General features: G+C 49.3%; 12 protein-coding genes. 7 read left to right on the plus strand and 5 right to left on the minus strand.

Going from position 1 to position 14,653, the window contains the following annotated elements:
- Positions 1–3 precede the first annotated feature (3 nt).
- Positions 4–732: a class I SAM-dependent methyltransferase gene (locus BBI11_RS03900; RefSeq protein ID WP_068460823.1), complete on the plus strand. Its 729-nt coding sequence runs from the start codon at positions 4–6 to the stop codon at positions 730–732.
- 81 nt (positions 733–813) lie between these two features.
- Here BBI11_RS03900 and BBI11_RS03905 read toward each other — a convergent pair whose 3' ends face one another.
- Positions 814–1,683 (minus strand): sulfurtransferase, encoded by an 870-nt coding sequence (locus BBI11_RS03905; protein WP_068460825.1) that lies wholly within the window; start codon positions 1,681–1,683, stop codon positions 814–816.
- A gap of 139 nt (positions 1,684–1,822) precedes the next feature.
- Here BBI11_RS03905 and BBI11_RS03910 point away from each other — a divergent pair, with 139 nt between their 5' ends.
- The 6 genes from BBI11_RS03910 to BBI11_RS03935 all read left to right on the plus strand — a co-directional run bounded on the left by BBI11_RS03910 (position 1,823) and on the right by BBI11_RS03935 (position 11,340).
- The gene (locus BBI11_RS03910; protein WP_068460828.1) at positions 1,823–2,377 is read left to right on the plus strand and encodes a DUF1697 domain-containing protein; all 555 of its coding nucleotides are present in this window, start codon (positions 1,823–1,825) and stop codon (positions 2,375–2,377) included.
- 67 nt (positions 2,378–2,444) lie between these two features.
- Positions 2,445–3,185: an SDR family NAD(P)-dependent oxidoreductase gene (locus BBI11_RS03915; RefSeq protein ID WP_068460829.1), complete on the plus strand. Its 741-nt coding sequence runs from the start codon at positions 2,445–2,447 to the stop codon at positions 3,183–3,185.
- 279 nt (positions 3,186–3,464) lie between these two features.
- Complete coding sequence (locus BBI11_RS03920) at positions 3,465–7,229, plus strand: AAA domain-containing protein (protein WP_068460832.1); 3,765 nt, start codon at positions 3,465–3,467, stop codon at positions 7,227–7,229.
- A 4-nt stretch (positions 7,230–7,233) separates the two neighbouring features.
- Positions 7,234–7,995 carry a hypothetical protein gene (locus tag BBI11_RS03925; protein ID WP_068460834.1) on the plus strand — a complete coding sequence of 254 codons (762 nt, stop codon included), beginning with the start codon at positions 7,234–7,236 and terminating at the stop codon, positions 7,993–7,995.
- A 105-nt stretch (positions 7,996–8,100) separates the two neighbouring features.
- Positions 8,101–10,032, plus strand: coding sequence for a lipoteichoic acid synthase (gene ltaS / locus BBI11_RS03930; RefSeq protein WP_167358142.1), 1,932 nt, complete (start codon positions 8,101–8,103; stop codon positions 10,030–10,032).
- A gap of 372 nt (positions 10,033–10,404) precedes the next feature.
- Entirely contained in the window at positions 10,405–11,340 is a 936-nt protein-coding gene (locus BBI11_RS03935) for an acetamidase/formamidase family protein (protein WP_068460838.1), read from the plus strand.
- A gap of 71 nt (positions 11,341–11,411) precedes the next feature.
- On the opposite strand, the gene BBI11_RS03940 is transcribed toward BBI11_RS03935, so the two are convergent.
- The 4 genes from BBI11_RS03940 to BBI11_RS03955 form a co-directional block, all read right to left on the minus strand.
- Complete coding sequence (locus tag BBI11_RS03940; RefSeq protein WP_068460840.1) at positions 11,412–12,122, minus strand: hypothetical protein; 711 nt, start codon at positions 12,120–12,122, stop codon at positions 11,412–11,414.
- Between the two features lies 1 nt (position 12,123).
- On the minus strand, positions 12,124–12,993 hold the full coding sequence (locus tag BBI11_RS03945; RefSeq protein WP_068460842.1) for an ATP-binding cassette domain-containing protein: 870 nt from the start codon (positions 12,991–12,993) through the stop codon (positions 12,124–12,126).
- Positions 12,993–13,367, minus strand: a complete 375-nt coding sequence (locus tag BBI11_RS03950; protein WP_068460844.1) for a GntR family transcriptional regulator — start codon at positions 13,365–13,367, stop codon at positions 12,993–12,995. Before BBI11_RS03950 ends, BBI11_RS03945 begins: the two co-directional genes overlap by 1 nt.
- A 133-nt stretch (positions 13,368–13,500) precedes the next feature.
- Positions 13,501–14,634, minus strand: a complete 1,134-nt coding sequence (locus BBI11_RS03955) for an IscS subfamily cysteine desulfurase (protein WP_335645536.1) — start codon at positions 14,632–14,634, stop codon at positions 13,501–13,503.
- Between the last annotated feature and the right edge of the window lie 19 nt (positions 14,635–14,653).

Genomic DNA, 14,653 nt, shown 5'->3' on the forward strand with positions numbered 1-14,653 from the left:
GCGATGAAATTGTATAAAGAATTGGCTGATTGGTGGCCTTTGATGTCTCCTCATACAGAATATGAAGAGGAAGCGGGACTTTACTTGGAGCTCATGCAACAATATCATCCGCGCATTCAAAAAGCGGTGGAGTTTGGGTCTGGCGGCGGCAGTAACGCTTATTACCTTAAACGCCATTTTCCGATCACCTTGACGGATGTGTCTGGGGAGATGCTGGCCATCAGCCAGAAATTAAATCCGGATTGCCCACATATCGAAGGGGACATGCGATATCTCGATTTAGGCGAGCGGTTCGATCTTGTGTTCATCCATGACGCCATCATGCATTTTACGACTGCACAGGATTTATTGGAAGTGATGCAAAATGCCAAAAGGCAGTTAAATCCCGGCGGCCTCCTGATGATCGTAGCGGATGAGTTTACAGAAACATTCAAGCCGCAAACCCATCACGGTGGCATTGATCAAGGCAAGCGGGGCCTGCGGTATTTGGAATGGAACTATGATGCGGATACAAATGATCATGTAACCGAAACTGAATATGTCTATATCATGCGAGATAGAGACGGCCGAGTCTTTACGGAATCGGACCACGCGGAATTTGGGCTGTTCTCGATGGCGGAATGGGAAGAGTTATTGGAGCAAGCGGGCTTTCACACTCATTTTGAACGCCTTGTGTACAGCGGCCTCGAAGGAAGCTATTTTGCGATCATGGCGACGCAGCGGGAACAGTGACCAATCTTTTATAGGCTTGGTGACAATCGATGCAGAAAGAAAACCCATGGAAAGGGCTCCATGAGTTTAGCTGATGTTACTTTATTTATTGGTTGCGACCGGGCAGGATGGATCGCTTGTCCATTCATTCATCGACCCATCGTACACGGCGACATTCGGCTGCCCGAGTTTATTGAGCAATAAGGCGGTCCAAGTAGCGGCGATGCCGCCTCCGCAATACGTGATGACTTTTTTATCGGGGGCGAGTGCGCCGCTTTGTTCGAAAGCTGCGCGCAATTGTTCGTCCGTGGCTAATGCTTTCGTGTCCTCGCTTGCATGGCTTCCGAAAAAGACATTCTCGCTGCTTGGGATGTGGCCGCTGTGAAAATCGTCGGGCGACAAACTGTTGATGAGGATGGTCTGCTCATCCTCGATGGCTTGGCGGACGTCCTCTTTTGTGGCGAGCATGCCTGTACGCCGCTGTCCTGTGAATTCGGCTTTGGGATGAGACGGTTGCTCGGTGGATAAGTCACGGTCTTCTTTTTGCCATTTCTGCAATCCGCCTTCTAGAATGGCGACTTGGCCGAATCCTTCGTAACGCAATTGCCAAGCAAGTCGTGATGCCCATTGAGAAGCGGCAAGTTCTTCGCCAACAAGTGCGTTTTGATCGTAGATGACGGTGCGTATACCGTCGCCAATACCGAAGTCAGTCATTTTTTCAATAAATGCATTGCGTGGCGGGACGGTAAACGGCAGAGCTGCTTCGCTATCGGTCAATTCCCCGAGCAAATCTGCATACACCGCTCCCGGGATATGGCCTTGGGTATAGGATGCTTTGCCGGATTCGACAGTTGGAGCACCGCCGGCTTCCGGGAATGTCATAAACACCGTAGCATCCACAATCCGTAAATCAGCATCGTTTAAGTGTTTGGCTAGCCAGTCAGTTGTCACGATTAATGGAATGTCATTCATCTAAGTAGTCCTCCTTCATAGGGGTGTCTTTACTGTAGTCTTTTGTTGAGAATCCCGTCAAAAATTAGGATTTTCGAAAACAGCAAGCAATTGAACGAATGAGTTTTCTATCTGTTAATTTTCAAAGGGGAAGATGTGCATGATCTATGCAGCGTTGCTTCGCGGCATTAATGTCGGCGGGCATAATAAAGTCAACATGAAGGAACTAAAAGAGGCGTTCGAACAGCTGGGCATGTCGTCAGTCAAAACCTACATCAATTCAGGCAATATCGTCTTTCAAGACAGCCGTGAGAAAGCACAAGTGACAGTTCTTTTAGAACAAGCGATTCTGGAACGGTTTGGGCTAAGCATTAAGGTGCTGGTGTATTCATTGGAAGAGTATAGCTGCATTGCAAAGGCGGTCCCACCAGAATGGGCCAATGATAAACAGTTGAAAAGCGATGTGCTATTTTTATGGCAGCAGGTCGACCAACAGCATGTACTCGAGCAATTGCCGTTAAAACCGGATATTGACCGAGCGATGTATGTGCCAGGCGCCGTTCTTTGGTCGGTTGACCGGGAGCATGTGTCCAAGAGCGGGATGGCGAAAATCGTTGGCACCGCGTTGTATAAACAAGTCACGATCCGCAATGTGAATACTGTTCGAAAGATTTACGAGCTGATGAGAGAACTAGAGGGACAGGTAACGAAATAGCCCTATAATTGATTGATAATTATGATAATATTGGATTATTGAAAAATATGGAAGTGGAGGCGAGAAGATGGAGTTAGCAGGTAAAGTGGCAGTGGTGACTGGTGGCGCTTCAGGAATTGGGCTAGCGGCGGCACAAGCGTATTTGGCAAAAGGAGCAAAAGTGGTGATTGCCGATTTTAACGAAGAAGGCGGCAAGCAGGCGGTCGACAGCTTGAAAAACGAAGGCGATGTCTTATTTGTCAAAGTCAATGTGGCAAGCGAAGACTCGGTAAAAGCGATGATCGATTTCACGATCGATCAGTTCGGCACCATTGACTTGCTCGTCAATAATGCCGGCATCGGTGCGCTGACAGAAACGCATGAGCTGAGCTATGAAGACTACCATAAAGTCATCGCGGTCAATCAAGACAGCATTTTCTTCGGGGCGAAGCACGCCATTCGCCATATGATGGACAATGGAGGCGGAGCGATCATCAATACCTCTTCGATTCTTGGAAGCGTCGGGGAAGGGGCGGCATTTGCTTATAATGCTTCAAAAGGCGCCGTCAACCTTATGACGAAATCCCTGGCGCTTCAATACGCGCCGCACGGCATCCGCGTCAATGCCGTCGCGCCGGGCTATGTCGAATCCGGCATGGTCAGCCGGGAAGCGCTTGGTGATGAATTTTATGGGCAGCTGGTCAGCAAACATCCGATTGGCCGCATCGGCAAGGCGGATGAAATCGCTCATGCCATCATCTTCCTCAGTGAAAATGACTTTACTACTGGCACGACGATCTTAGTCGACGGCGGCTATACTGCGCAATAAGTAGAGAGAAAACATGAGCATTCAAAAACATCTGTGCATTGGATTGTCTACCCAATGCACAGATGTTTTTTTGATGGCTTCTATCTTATAGAAAAAATTCATACAAGGTGATGGGAAGAAGACGTGAGGCAAAAGAAGGGTTTCGCGTAAAATACATAAGTTCAGAAAACATTCAGTACCTGCAAATGATATGATTAGAAGATACGATCGACAGCGAAAACGCGAAGAAACCAGCCAGACTACACGTCTTTTCAGTTTGGCGGAACAGGTGATGACACAATGGCAACACAAACCAAAACATACGAGACGACTATACGTTTAACTAAAACCGCATCGGAAAAGATGAGAGGGTTCGGCATCAGCGAACGCTCATTTTTTATGGCGGACCATCCGTTTCAAGTATTTCTCGAGCGCTATCCGTCGACTGCGGATGGCTCTCTTTCCGTTGCGCTTTTGTTCAATGCAGAACAAACAGCTAGGCTGACGGACCAGGCGGGCGGGCAAGCGGCCGTGCTTCATTGCGTATTCGCGAACCATCAATTATTGGTGACCAATGTGACTTTACGAAAAGCCTATCAGGCACTCGGCACCAATTGGCAGCGCGAAGAAACGATTCAGTTCAAGAATTCGCGCGACCCGGTGCCGGTAGCGTTCATGAACTTGATTAACCGGATGACCCCGGCGAAAGAGCGTTCGGATTATGTGAAAAAGCGCATCTCGAGCTGGGAAGGCTATTTGAAGATTCAAGAACAGGGCATGGACATTCCGGACATTAAGACCGGCTATTCGAATTTGGCGTTCAGCCACGATTTCAGCCGCATCACCTTGACCGGCTGCCGGATGGACGATAAAGAATGGAAAAACTTGCGCAATCTAAGCGTCCGGCTCACTGGCATCAATGGCGATGTCGGAACCGTCCTGAAGACGAAAAATCGTGCAATCGAAATTGAAGTGAATGCCTATATCATCAAGCAGCTGCGCGATAAAGCGCATACGCTCCATAAAAGGGAAGCCGTGTTCAGCAATTTCGCGGCACTCAGCCAAGTCCGGAGATTGCGCCAAGGCTTCACCAATCTCGAAAAGGGGCTTGCGGTCAATCCGCAGCTCGACCGCTTATTGTTCGAAGAGCGGCCGAACGTAGCGCCATTAAAAGAATTGCCGAAGCTCACGTTCCATAACCGTTTGAATGAATTCCAGCAGCAAGCGGTGACAGGGGCGATGTCTGCGGAAGACTTGTACGTCATCCAAGGGCCACCAGGGACCGGCAAGACGACGGTCATTTCGGAAATCTGCCTGCAAAACGCCAAGAAGGGCTTGCGTACGCTCGTCGCTTCGCAGTCGAATTTGGCAGTCGACAATGCACTCGGGCGTTTGCTTGCCCATAAAGACATCCGGATTTTGCGTGTCGGGCGCACCGAAAGCATCGAAGAAGATGGCCAGAAATTCATCGAAGAAAATGTCGGGCAGTATTGGAAAGACCATACCTTAAAAGAAATCACGGCGCAGTATGAGGCGCGTCAAGCCCGCGAAAAAGAAGTCGCCCAAAAACTTGAAGAAACGGAACAGGCCTACACGGAGCTGCAGCCGGTATTTGAAAAATGGCAGCAAGCCGTGGAAGATAAAAAAGCAGCCAAGGCAAAACAGCAAGACTTGCAAGTTTCAATAGAGGCTTGGCAAAACAAAGAACGGGCGCGTGAGCTCGAACAGCGGCAAGCGGTAAACCACAAGCAAAGCATCGAAGGAAAAATAGATAAGCTAGAAGCGGCCATTGACAAAGCGCAGGATTTGCTCGATAGCGGGCAAGGGACCGAATGGTTCGAACAACAGCGACAGCAAACTCAAATAAGCATTGAACAACTCGAGCGCGCACGCGAAGCTAAGAAGCTGAGCGAACAGCTGGCCATCCTGCGCCGCGACATGGAATTAATTGAAGAAAAACGTGACGAAGTAATGGCCAGAGCACAGGAAAAACAAGCGGTGCTCGAGACCGTTGAGGACATGAAAAAGGTCGATAGCTTGCTTGAAGTGATGGAGCAACAAAAGATCGAAGAAATGCCGGCGATTGCTTTTTCACTCAGCAAACTCGACATGATTCGTGACAAAGTGGCAGAGCGCAAAAAGCTTGAAGCATACAACGTGAGCGTCACTTCAGCGATTGGCTATGTTGAGAACTTACTGAAGGCTGCAGGAATCGACGTTGCGCAAGTGAAAGAACGCGCCTTGTCTCAAGCGGAATCGTTCACTTCTGCCAATATCGACGAGTTTCTGGAAAAACTGCGCGCGATGCTGAAAAGTTCCCAGCAGATCGAATCGGCTGTTCTTGCCAAAGCTTTGAGCGGCTTATACAAACGCCAGAATGACCTATGGCGGAGAGGCGCGATGCTAAAAGCCGCCGATGTGTATATTGAAGAGTCCAAGCGTGCATTCGCCCAATTAAAGAAAGCACTGTGCGGAGAACTCGACAAACAAAGGCAAAGCTATCTCGCATTGGATGAACGAGGCCTCGAGCAGTTCGAGCGGAAGCGGGAAGAATTTTCACGCATTGAACGGCGAGCGGGCACTTTGTCCGTTTCTATCGACGTGCCAGAAGACGTCGAACAAGCGATTGCCGATCGCCAAAACCAGTTGGCGCAGCTTGAAAACGACCAAGCTGAATTTCGACAAGCGGCTGCGAAATTGGAGCAACTGCAAGCCGACTTGCTCGCTGAACGAACGGCAGTTGAAAAAACCGAACAGCGAATCAACGACGTCGCAGCGCAACTTGACGAAGCGACACAGCGTCTAAAAGACAAGCAACAGGAACTGCAACAGTTGGAAAGCATCCTTTCAACAGATCCGGAAGCGGCCTACGAAGAAACCGCGAAACAACTTGCGAGTTTGTCATTCGATGTGGAATCACTCAAGCAAGAGCAGAAAAACTTCCCGCTTTTGCAATCGGTGCAAAAGCAGTGGATTGGCCTCTTGGAATCGGCAAGCGACCACGATTTGGATGAAATCCGCAAGCTCTACATCAAGCACGCCAATGTAATCGGCACGACCTGTGTAGCATCTGCGCGCAAGGATTTTCAGGACAATTATCCGGTATTTGATGTTGTCATCGTTGACGAAGTATCGAAAGCGACGCCACCGGAACTATTGTTGCCGATGCTCAAAGGCAAAAAAGTGATTTTGGTCGGGGACCACCACCAATTGCCGCCTTTGCTTGGCAACGATACTTTAGAAGAAACTTTGGAAGAAATGATCAAAGAAAATAGCGGCTTTGAAGAAAAGCGTGAACTCGAGAAACTCCTCGAAGAATCGCTATTTGAGCGCTTGTATAAAAACTTGCCGGACACCAATAAAACGATGCTCGCGATCCAGTACCGCATGCACAAAGACATCATGGAAACCATTTCGCCGTTCTATAAAGACGAGAATGTCCAATTGCAATGTGGCTTGGCGGATTCTAACAAAGACCGCGACCATTACCTTGAATCGACAACAGTAAAACGCCATAACCACCTCATGTGGCTCGATTTGCCGAACGAACCAGCGTATTTTGAAGAACGCATGAGCGGCGGGAAAAGCCTGTACAATCCTTCCGAACTTGCCGAGATCAGCCGCTTGTTAGTCGAACTCAATGAATCGGTCGCTGAAGCCAAAGCGGCTGGCCGGATTCCCGCGGATGAGTTGAAAACGGTTGGCGTCATTTCGTTTTACGGCGAACAAGTGAAACGGCTGCAGCGCATGATCGATCAGGAATTACGCTTGCCGCATTTATTGCTTCGCACCGGCACAGTTGACCGTTTCCAAGGCAGCGAAATGGAGATCATTCTCTTAAGCATGGTCCGCAATAACCAAAATGACCGCGGCGATATCGGTTTCGCCAAAGATTACCGTAGATTGAACGTCGCCTTGTCACGTGCTAAGCAATTGCTCGTGATGGTTGGCAGTTCCGAAATGTTTACGAAACGGGCGAAAAAACAACAGACGAAACAGATGTATCAGCACGTATTGGATGTCGCCGAACAAAAACACGGCGTGAAAGTTCTGCAGAAGGGGTGAGCACATGGTGAAGCTAGTGGAAAAGTTGCGTATGGAATTGGCATCGAACGGAAATGTAGACATCGTAAACGAACTGTCGTGGCAGGTGCCGCTGATTTCCTACGAAGTATCCTATTCCCGTATCAAGCGTTTTAAAATGGATATCTTGATGAAGATGCTGCTGCTCACTTTTCAAGAAGCAGACATCCGCCGCCCGGCTGCACTTGCAGAAATGCTATTGGTCGAAGAATTGTTTATTCGTGATTTGATCGATAAGATGCATCACACCCAGTTGATTCGGCTCGATCCCAAAGGCTACCGGCTGACGGACAAAGGGTATGGGCAATTGGAAAGAGGCATTTTCGAAGAAGCGATGGATGGTGAGAGCGACACGGTCTCTTTCAGCGCGGCTCATAACCGCTATTGGCTCATAGAAGATGTGCAGGACAAAAAACAAACTGACGGCCCTGTCTACCGCTATGCCACGGAATCTTCAGCTGACAAAAACCGCATCCAGGAGCTGTTGGCGCAAGAAAAAGATGCCGCCGAAGAAGGCTATCAAGTGCTAGTTGCGGATGTCCTGACGCTAGATGAACTTGGCTATGATGCTATCCCTTGCATCGAGTTTCAGCTATACGACCGGAAGCAGGATCTCTTCTACGCCCGCGTCTGGAACACGAAGAGCAATACTTGGGATGATGTACTTCAGAAACAAATCGAAAAGCAGGAATTGGTCACATGGCGCGAAGCGATGGCAAGCCAAGAATCCGCACCGGAGCATGCATAAGGCTTTGAATTTCCGGAAAATGGGAGTACAATAGAGAATGTTTCTTTCGAGAAACAGGCTAGCGAATAGCCAGAAGACAATCGATCATAAAAAGGTGTAATGAACATGAAAAAAATGAAAATGACTAATTACATGCCCATTTTTGTATTGGCAGTTGTGATGCTATGGGCGAAAACATATATCTCGCAAAAAACACAATTCACGCTGGAAGTAGAAGGCGGGCTGCAAGAATTCCTGTTGTTGCTTAATCCGTTAGGCTCTGCGCTGTTATTGCTGAGCTTGTCTTTGTTCTTTAAAGGGATGCGCAAATACTGGGTCTTGCTGTCAATATACCTTGGCATGTCGATTCTGCTCTATGCCAATGTCGTCTATTACCGGTTTTTCAGTGATTTCATCACTTTGCCGACTTTGTTCCAGACACAGAATTTCGGTGATTTGGGAGGCAGTGTGCTGACCTTGATCCAGCCGCTCGACATCCTGTTCTTTGCCGATGTTTTGTTGCTAGGTGCATTGGTTTTATCGAAACGAATGGAAAAAGACATGCGCACGGTCAAAAAGAGAATGGCTCTGCCATTGATTGCAGCGGCTTTGTTGATTTCACTCTTTAACTTGTCGCTCGCGGAATCAGACCGCCCAGATCTTTTGACACGCGGTTTTGACCGCACGTACATCGTCAAGTATTTAGGGATGTACAATTACGCGCTTTACGACACGGTCGAAAGCGTGAAAGCTTCCTCCCAGCGGGTTATGGCAGATAGCGATGACAATACGGAAGTGTTGAATTACACGAAATCGAATTACGCAAAACCGGATGAAGCGTATTTCGGCGCAGCTGAGGACATGAACGTCATCTATTTGCATTTGGAATCGTTCCAAACCTTCCTGATAGATTATGAGCTGGACGGCGAAGAAGTGACGCCATTTTTGAATTCGATGGTAGAAGACCCAAACACCATGTATTTCGATAATTTCTTCCATCAAACGGCTCAAGGCAAGACGTCCGATGCCGAATTCATGTTAGAAAACTCCCTATTTGGCTTGCCAAAAGGTTCAGCGTTTATTACGAAAGGGCAGAACACATATCAGTCCGCGCCCGCCATCTTGAAAGATGAGGGCTATACATCGGCTGTATTCCATGGCAATAACGGGACGTTCTGGAACCGCTCTGAAATCTATAAGTCTTTCGGTTACGATCATTTCTTTGATATCGAATCGTACCCGAATACGACTGAAGCTGACATGGCCGAATATGGCTTGATGGATAAGCCATTCTTCGAGCAGTCAGCGCCGCTTTTAGAGTCGCTGCCGGAGCCATTTTATACGAAATTCATCACCGTAGCGCACCATTTCCCTTATAAAATGGACCAGCAACTGGCGACCATCGAAAAAGGGACAACGGGTGACGCGAGCGTCGATAATTATTTCCAGACGGCGCGTTATGCCGACGAAGCGATCAAGCAATTTTTCGAACAGCTCGAAGCGTCGGGACTTGCGGACAACACGATGATCATCATGTACGGAGACCATTACGGCATTTCTGATAACCATAATGAAGCGATGGCTGAAGTCTTGTCGAAAGACATTACGCCGGTTGAAAATGCCAAGCTTCAACGCGTGCCATTGTTCATCCATGTGCCAGGAATGGATGGCGGCCTCAACGATACGTACGGCGGCCAGATTGACCTATTGCCGACCGTGCTGCATTTGCTCGGTGTGGATACGCAAAACTATGTGCATTTCGGGACCGATTTATTGTCTGAAGAACATGAAGAACTCGTCATGTTCCGCAACGGCGATTATGTCAGTCCCGAGGCTTACTCCATCGGCGAAGCGTTTTACGACCCTGCCAGCGGATTGCCGCTTGAAGAAGGGCAGCTTGAAGAAGCCGAGATGCTGAAACAGCTCGGCAGATATGAACTGCAACTGTCGGATGGCGTCGTCAATGGCGACTTGCTGAGGTTTTACACACCTGTTGGATTCACCCCGGTCGACCCGGCGGATTATTATTACCAACAGCCGAGAAATACGGATAATTGATGGAACAAGATGCCCAGAACCGATCGATCGGTCATGGGCATCTTTTTTGTTTGGGCTGGCAGCCGGGCAAAAAACTTCTCTAACAGCCATGAATGTGAAAGACTAAAAGAAAGCTGATTTATTATCGTAAAGGAGCGACAGATTATGTTTTCATTTTTTAAGAAAAAATGTGCAGTGTGCAAACAAAGCGCGCGGCAGCCAAGAAAATATTATAACGACCGCAACGAGGCGGTGGTCGTTTGTGCGCAATGCGTATTGTATGCAGAGAGGCGCGCCTTTCGTAAGCGCAGTGCCTGATCGCAAAAGGCTTGCCGGAACTCGCATGGGTTCTGCCATCATCACAAGAAACCAGCTACACGGAAGGGGCAGCTCATGAATCATCGAATCGAACTTACATCCGAAAATCTCCACTCGTCGTTCAACCAGGCCTATAAGCCAATCCTGTCGGTGCATTCCGGCGACACCCTCGAGGCACGGACGCCGGACATCGAATGGGGCTATTCGGCGCATGAAGGTGAAGAGCGGATCATTTATAGCTCGAGGGAACAGGAAGAAAAACTTGGCCATCCGCTTATCGGGCCGATTGAAATCGAAGGCGCAAAGCCCGGGATGGTGCTGGAAGTACGTATCAACGAGAATGTCCCTGGCTGGTATGGCCGCAACTGGGCAGGAGGGACGCCGGCTTGGCAAAATGAAAAACTCGGCATCGCAAATAGCGAGCGCCTCCAAGTCGACTGGACGCTAAACCGCGAACAAATGACCGGCAAGTGCACATTGTCCGGAACCGAGTTCAGCGTCGCCTTATCGCCATTTCTCGGGTTGATCGGCTTGGCGCCAGGCGCACCAGGCACCCACCGGACCGCTCCGCCATACCGGACGGGCGGCAATATCGACTGCAAGGAACTGGTCAAAGGCAGCTCGCTGTTTTTGCCGGTTGAAGTGGACGGTGCGATGCTGTCGTTCGGCGATGGACACGCTTTGCAAGGCGACGGGGAAAACTCGGGTACGGCGATCGAATGCCCGATGGACCACGTCGCATTGACGGTCGTGCTTCACGAAGAGATGACGCTCCATATGCCAAAGGCGAAAACGCCGGCAGGCTGGGTAACGTTTGGCTTTGATGAAGACTTGAATGAAGCGGCCGCGACAGCGCTCGATGAAATGATCGGCTTGATTCAAGATTTTCATTCCGTTTCCAAAACACAAGCGACCGCTTTGGCAAGTGTGGCGGTCGATTTGCACATCACCCAGATCGTCAATGGCGTCAAAGGGGTCCACGCCCTCTTGCCACACGGGGCGATCCGTTGAGATGACATATGAAAAAGCTGTTCTACAGATGTAATCATCTGCGGAACAGCTTTTTTTGATGGGCTAGTTTATTACATCTTGATCGGGACACGTTTTGTCAAAAGTCTCATGACCAGGAAAAGCACAAGAAGCATGGCGACCGAGCCGAGTACAATCAGCCAGAAATCCATTTCCAGCGGTTCGTATGGCAGCCAGTCCAGTGTGTAATTTCCAGGCTTCCATAGATAGTCGTTGAGGCCGAAGACGATGAACGACAAGGCGATAAAGCCAAACCCGGCAATCCAGCGGAAGCGGTAATAGCCGATGCTGATGAGCCAGCCGGCGAAAAAATAAGTGAGCACATTCAAGAACAGCCCAATCGCTGCAGCGGCTGCGCCAGCTGTGGATTCGAAAACGACAGCCGTATCCAGTGCGACCGGGAAGATCGAAGCTTTAGCCAACAAGTGTTGAAGGCCGTTAATGGCGAGCGGTACAACGGTCAGGAATAAAGCGAACCCAGTGGCGGCAAGGGAGATGCCGAAGAAAGAATCCCGTCGGCTAACGCCTTGTTGGATATGCCGGCCCATGAACGTATAGGCTGTCATGATGCCGAGCACCAGCGTGAAGATACTTGTCGAGTACTGGGAGAAGGTGAAGAACCCTTCAATGGGGGCGGGCCCGCCATTCAGCCAAAAAACCCGGATCAAATGGATCGCCAGCAAAATGGAGAAAAACCAAAGGCTCCAACGGATCATTTCCTTAAATACGGCAGTGGCTACTTTCATAGAGCGTGTGGATGTCATATCAGTTCGCCTCCTCGGTTAAGTAGATGAACAGGTCTTGAAGCGAGACGGGGCCTATTTCGAGTCCTAAAGCATGGGCTTCCTGGCGTTTTGTTTCGTCGAGTTCCCCGTAGACCATCACGGATTTCGTGCCGCCGAGCTGCTGTTCGTTCAGTCGCTGCATAGTTGCTGTAAATGCATCGACATCTGCTGCTGCGCCAGTGACCGATGCGCCTTGCGCTTCAAGTGTTTCATAAGGTTCATTTAAGACCAGTCGTCCTTGGTCGATGATGACGACATGGTCGAACAAATAATCCATCTCGGATACCAAATGAGTGGACAGGATGAACGTACGCGGATGTTCTTCCTGGTCTTTCAGAATCTCTTTATAAAAAATCTCACGTGCCGGTGCGTCCATGCCAAGATAGGCTTCATCGAAAATCGTAATGGGTGCGCGGCTTGCGAGGCCGATGACGACATTCAGTGCCGACTGCATGCCTTTCGATAATTTGTTGACGGGTTTGTCGACAGGCAATTTGAAACGTTTGATCAAATGCTCGGCATTGTCCATGTCAAAATGTGGGCGGTAATGAGCGGCAAGTGCGATCAATTTCTTCGCCTTCTCTGTTTCTTCTTTATAGTCTTTGTCATAAATGAACGCGATTTGCTCCATTTTCTCCGGGTTTTCGAACACAAGAGCTCCATCAACGGCTACTTCACCAGTTGTCGGTTCACGAAAAGCGGCAATTAACGAAAGCAGCGAAGTTTTGCCTGCGCCGTTCCGGCCGATGAGCCCGTGGATTTTGCCGGCTTCGAGCGTCAGGGAGATGTCTTTCAAGGCTTCAAATTTCTTGAATTTCAAGGTCACATGATTGAGTTGAACGGCTGTCATCACACATCACGTCCTTTCGTGGATTTGATCAATTCGATGATTTCGAGCTCGGTGATGCCAAGCTTTTCTGCTTCTTGCACCAGGCGGGTGACGTAATTGTCAACGAATGCTTTTTTGCGCTGCTGGACTAATGTGTGCTTTGCGCCTTCTGCTACGAACATGCCGATCCCTCGCTTTTTATAGAGTATGCCTTCATCGACGAGCTGTGTGATGCCTTTGGACACGGTGGCGTGATTGATTTTGTAGAAGTTAACCAATTGATTGGTGGATGGGGCTTGGTCGCCTTCTTGCAATTGATCATTGACGATCTGGTCTTCGATCAATTCGCGAATTTGCAGGAACAGGGGCTTTGTCGAATCGGATGGATTGATCATGAAAACACCTCCTCTAGGTGATTTAGTGTAACGGTTATATACTTATGTGTATAACCATATAACTAAAATGATTTCTTGTCAATAGAATTGTCAGAAAAATTTTGGCGCAAAAAAAACCGCTGCGAGGGCGGCTTTACAAAGAAGACGTAAATTCGGTTAATGAATGGTCGACGACTTGGATAAACTCATCGATATCCCGTGTGCTGGTTTCTCGGTGAAAGGAGATGCGGACGAATTTTCGTGCCGCATCCGGTTCTGTTCCCATCGCAAGCATTGCGGACATCGCTTCGCCATAGCCGATCTTACAAGCGGTGCCAGTCGAGATGGCGATCTGTGCACGGTTGCAATCGAGCATCATCCATTGTCCTTCAACATGCGGCAAGATCAAGCCTTGGATAAACGGAGATTTTGTGGTGACTTCACCTGTTGCGATTACGCCATCAGGCAAATGTGCGAACAGGTAGTCCTGAAGTTTTTGCGCATGTTCGTAACTGTGTGGCTGCTCGCTGATGGCGAGCTTCGCGGCGATGGTGGCGGAGACGATACCCGGCACATCAATGGTTCCTGCACGAAATCCATTTTGATGCGTCGTCCCTTCGTAAACCGATTGCCAGTGGATGGACGGGTCAAGGTAGGCGATGCCGACGCCTTTTGGGCCGCCGATTTTATGTGCTGAACACACAGCAGAGGCGACGCCCCATAATCCGATATCGACGGGTAGTTTGCCGAAGCCTTGGACGATATCCGAATGAAGCGGCACGCCGAAGCGACGAGCAATTTGCGCGCATTCTTTGACCGGCTGTACGGCACCCATTTCGGAGTTGACCAGCTGCATCACGACGAGTGCGGTTTTTTCACTGATAGCTTGTTCGAAGGCCTTCATATCGACTTGGCCAAAGCGGTCAACTTCAATGTAATCGATGGTGTAGCCTTGTTTTTCAAGTTCATGCAATGTAGACAACACGGAAGCATGTTCAAGTTTCGTGGAGACAATCTGCCGGCTAGTGGCGGGCCTGCCATTTAGCAGCGAGCGGATCGCGAGTTGATTCGCTTCAGATGCATTGCCGGTGAAATAAATACCGTCGGGCCGGACATTCAAGAATTGTCCCCATAACTTTCGGCACGACACGACATAGTCGGCTGCCGCAGATCCTGCGTCGTGAAGGCTTTGGGTATTCCCAAAGGCTTTTTCCGCAGCTTCTGCGTAGGCGGCGATGGCTTCTTTTCTCATTGGGGCAGTTGCGGCAGAGTCCAGATAAATCATCATCTCTCATCAAATTCCTTCC

The sequence above is a fragment of the Planococcus maritimus genome, assembly GCF_001687625.2.
Lineage (GTDB): Bacteria > Bacillota > Bacilli > Bacillales_A > Planococcaceae > Planococcus > Planococcus maritimus.

Bases quoted from the DNA above. Each gene is read 5' to 3' on its own strand.
- BBI11_RS03950 (WP_068460844.1), bottom strand. From the start codon at position 13,367: ATGATCAATCCATCCGATTCGACAAAGCCCCTGTTCCTGCAAATTCGC.
- BBI11_RS03900 (WP_068460823.1), top strand. From the start codon at position 4: ATGAAATTGTATAAAGAATTGGCTGATTGGTGGCCTTTGATGTCTCCT.
- BBI11_RS03935 (WP_068460838.1), top strand. From the start codon at position 10,405: ATGAATCATCGAATCGAACTTACATCCGAAAATCTCCACTCGTCGTTC.
- BBI11_RS03955 (WP_335645536.1), bottom strand. From the start codon at position 14,634: ATGATGATTTATCTGGACTCTGCCGCAACTGCCCCAATGAGAAAAGAA.
- BBI11_RS03915 (WP_068460829.1), top strand. From the start codon at position 2,445: ATGGAGTTAGCAGGTAAAGTGGCAGTGGTGACTGGTGGCGCTTCAGGA.
- BBI11_RS03925 (WP_068460834.1), top strand. From the start codon at position 7,234: ATGGTGAAGCTAGTGGAAAAGTTGCGTATGGAATTGGCATCGAACGGA.
- BBI11_RS03905 (WP_068460825.1), bottom strand. From the start codon at position 1,683: ATGAATGACATTCCATTAATCGTGACAACTGACTGGCTAGCCAAACAC.
- ltaS (WP_167358142.1), top strand. From the start codon at position 8,101: ATGAAAAAAATGAAAATGACTAATTACATGCCCATTTTTGTATTGGCA.
- BBI11_RS03940 (WP_068460840.1), bottom strand. From the start codon at position 12,122: ATGACATCCACACGCTCTATGAAAGTAGCCACTGCCGTATTTAAGGAA.
- BBI11_RS03910 (WP_068460828.1), top strand. From the start codon at position 1,823: ATGATCTATGCAGCGTTGCTTCGCGGCATTAATGTCGGCGGGCATAAT.
- BBI11_RS03920 (WP_068460832.1), top strand. From the start codon at position 3,465: ATGGCAACACAAACCAAAACATACGAGACGACTATACGTTTAACTAAA.
- BBI11_RS03945 (WP_068460842.1), bottom strand. From the start codon at position 12,993: ATGACAGCCGTTCAACTCAATCATGTGACCTTGAAATTCAAGAAATTT.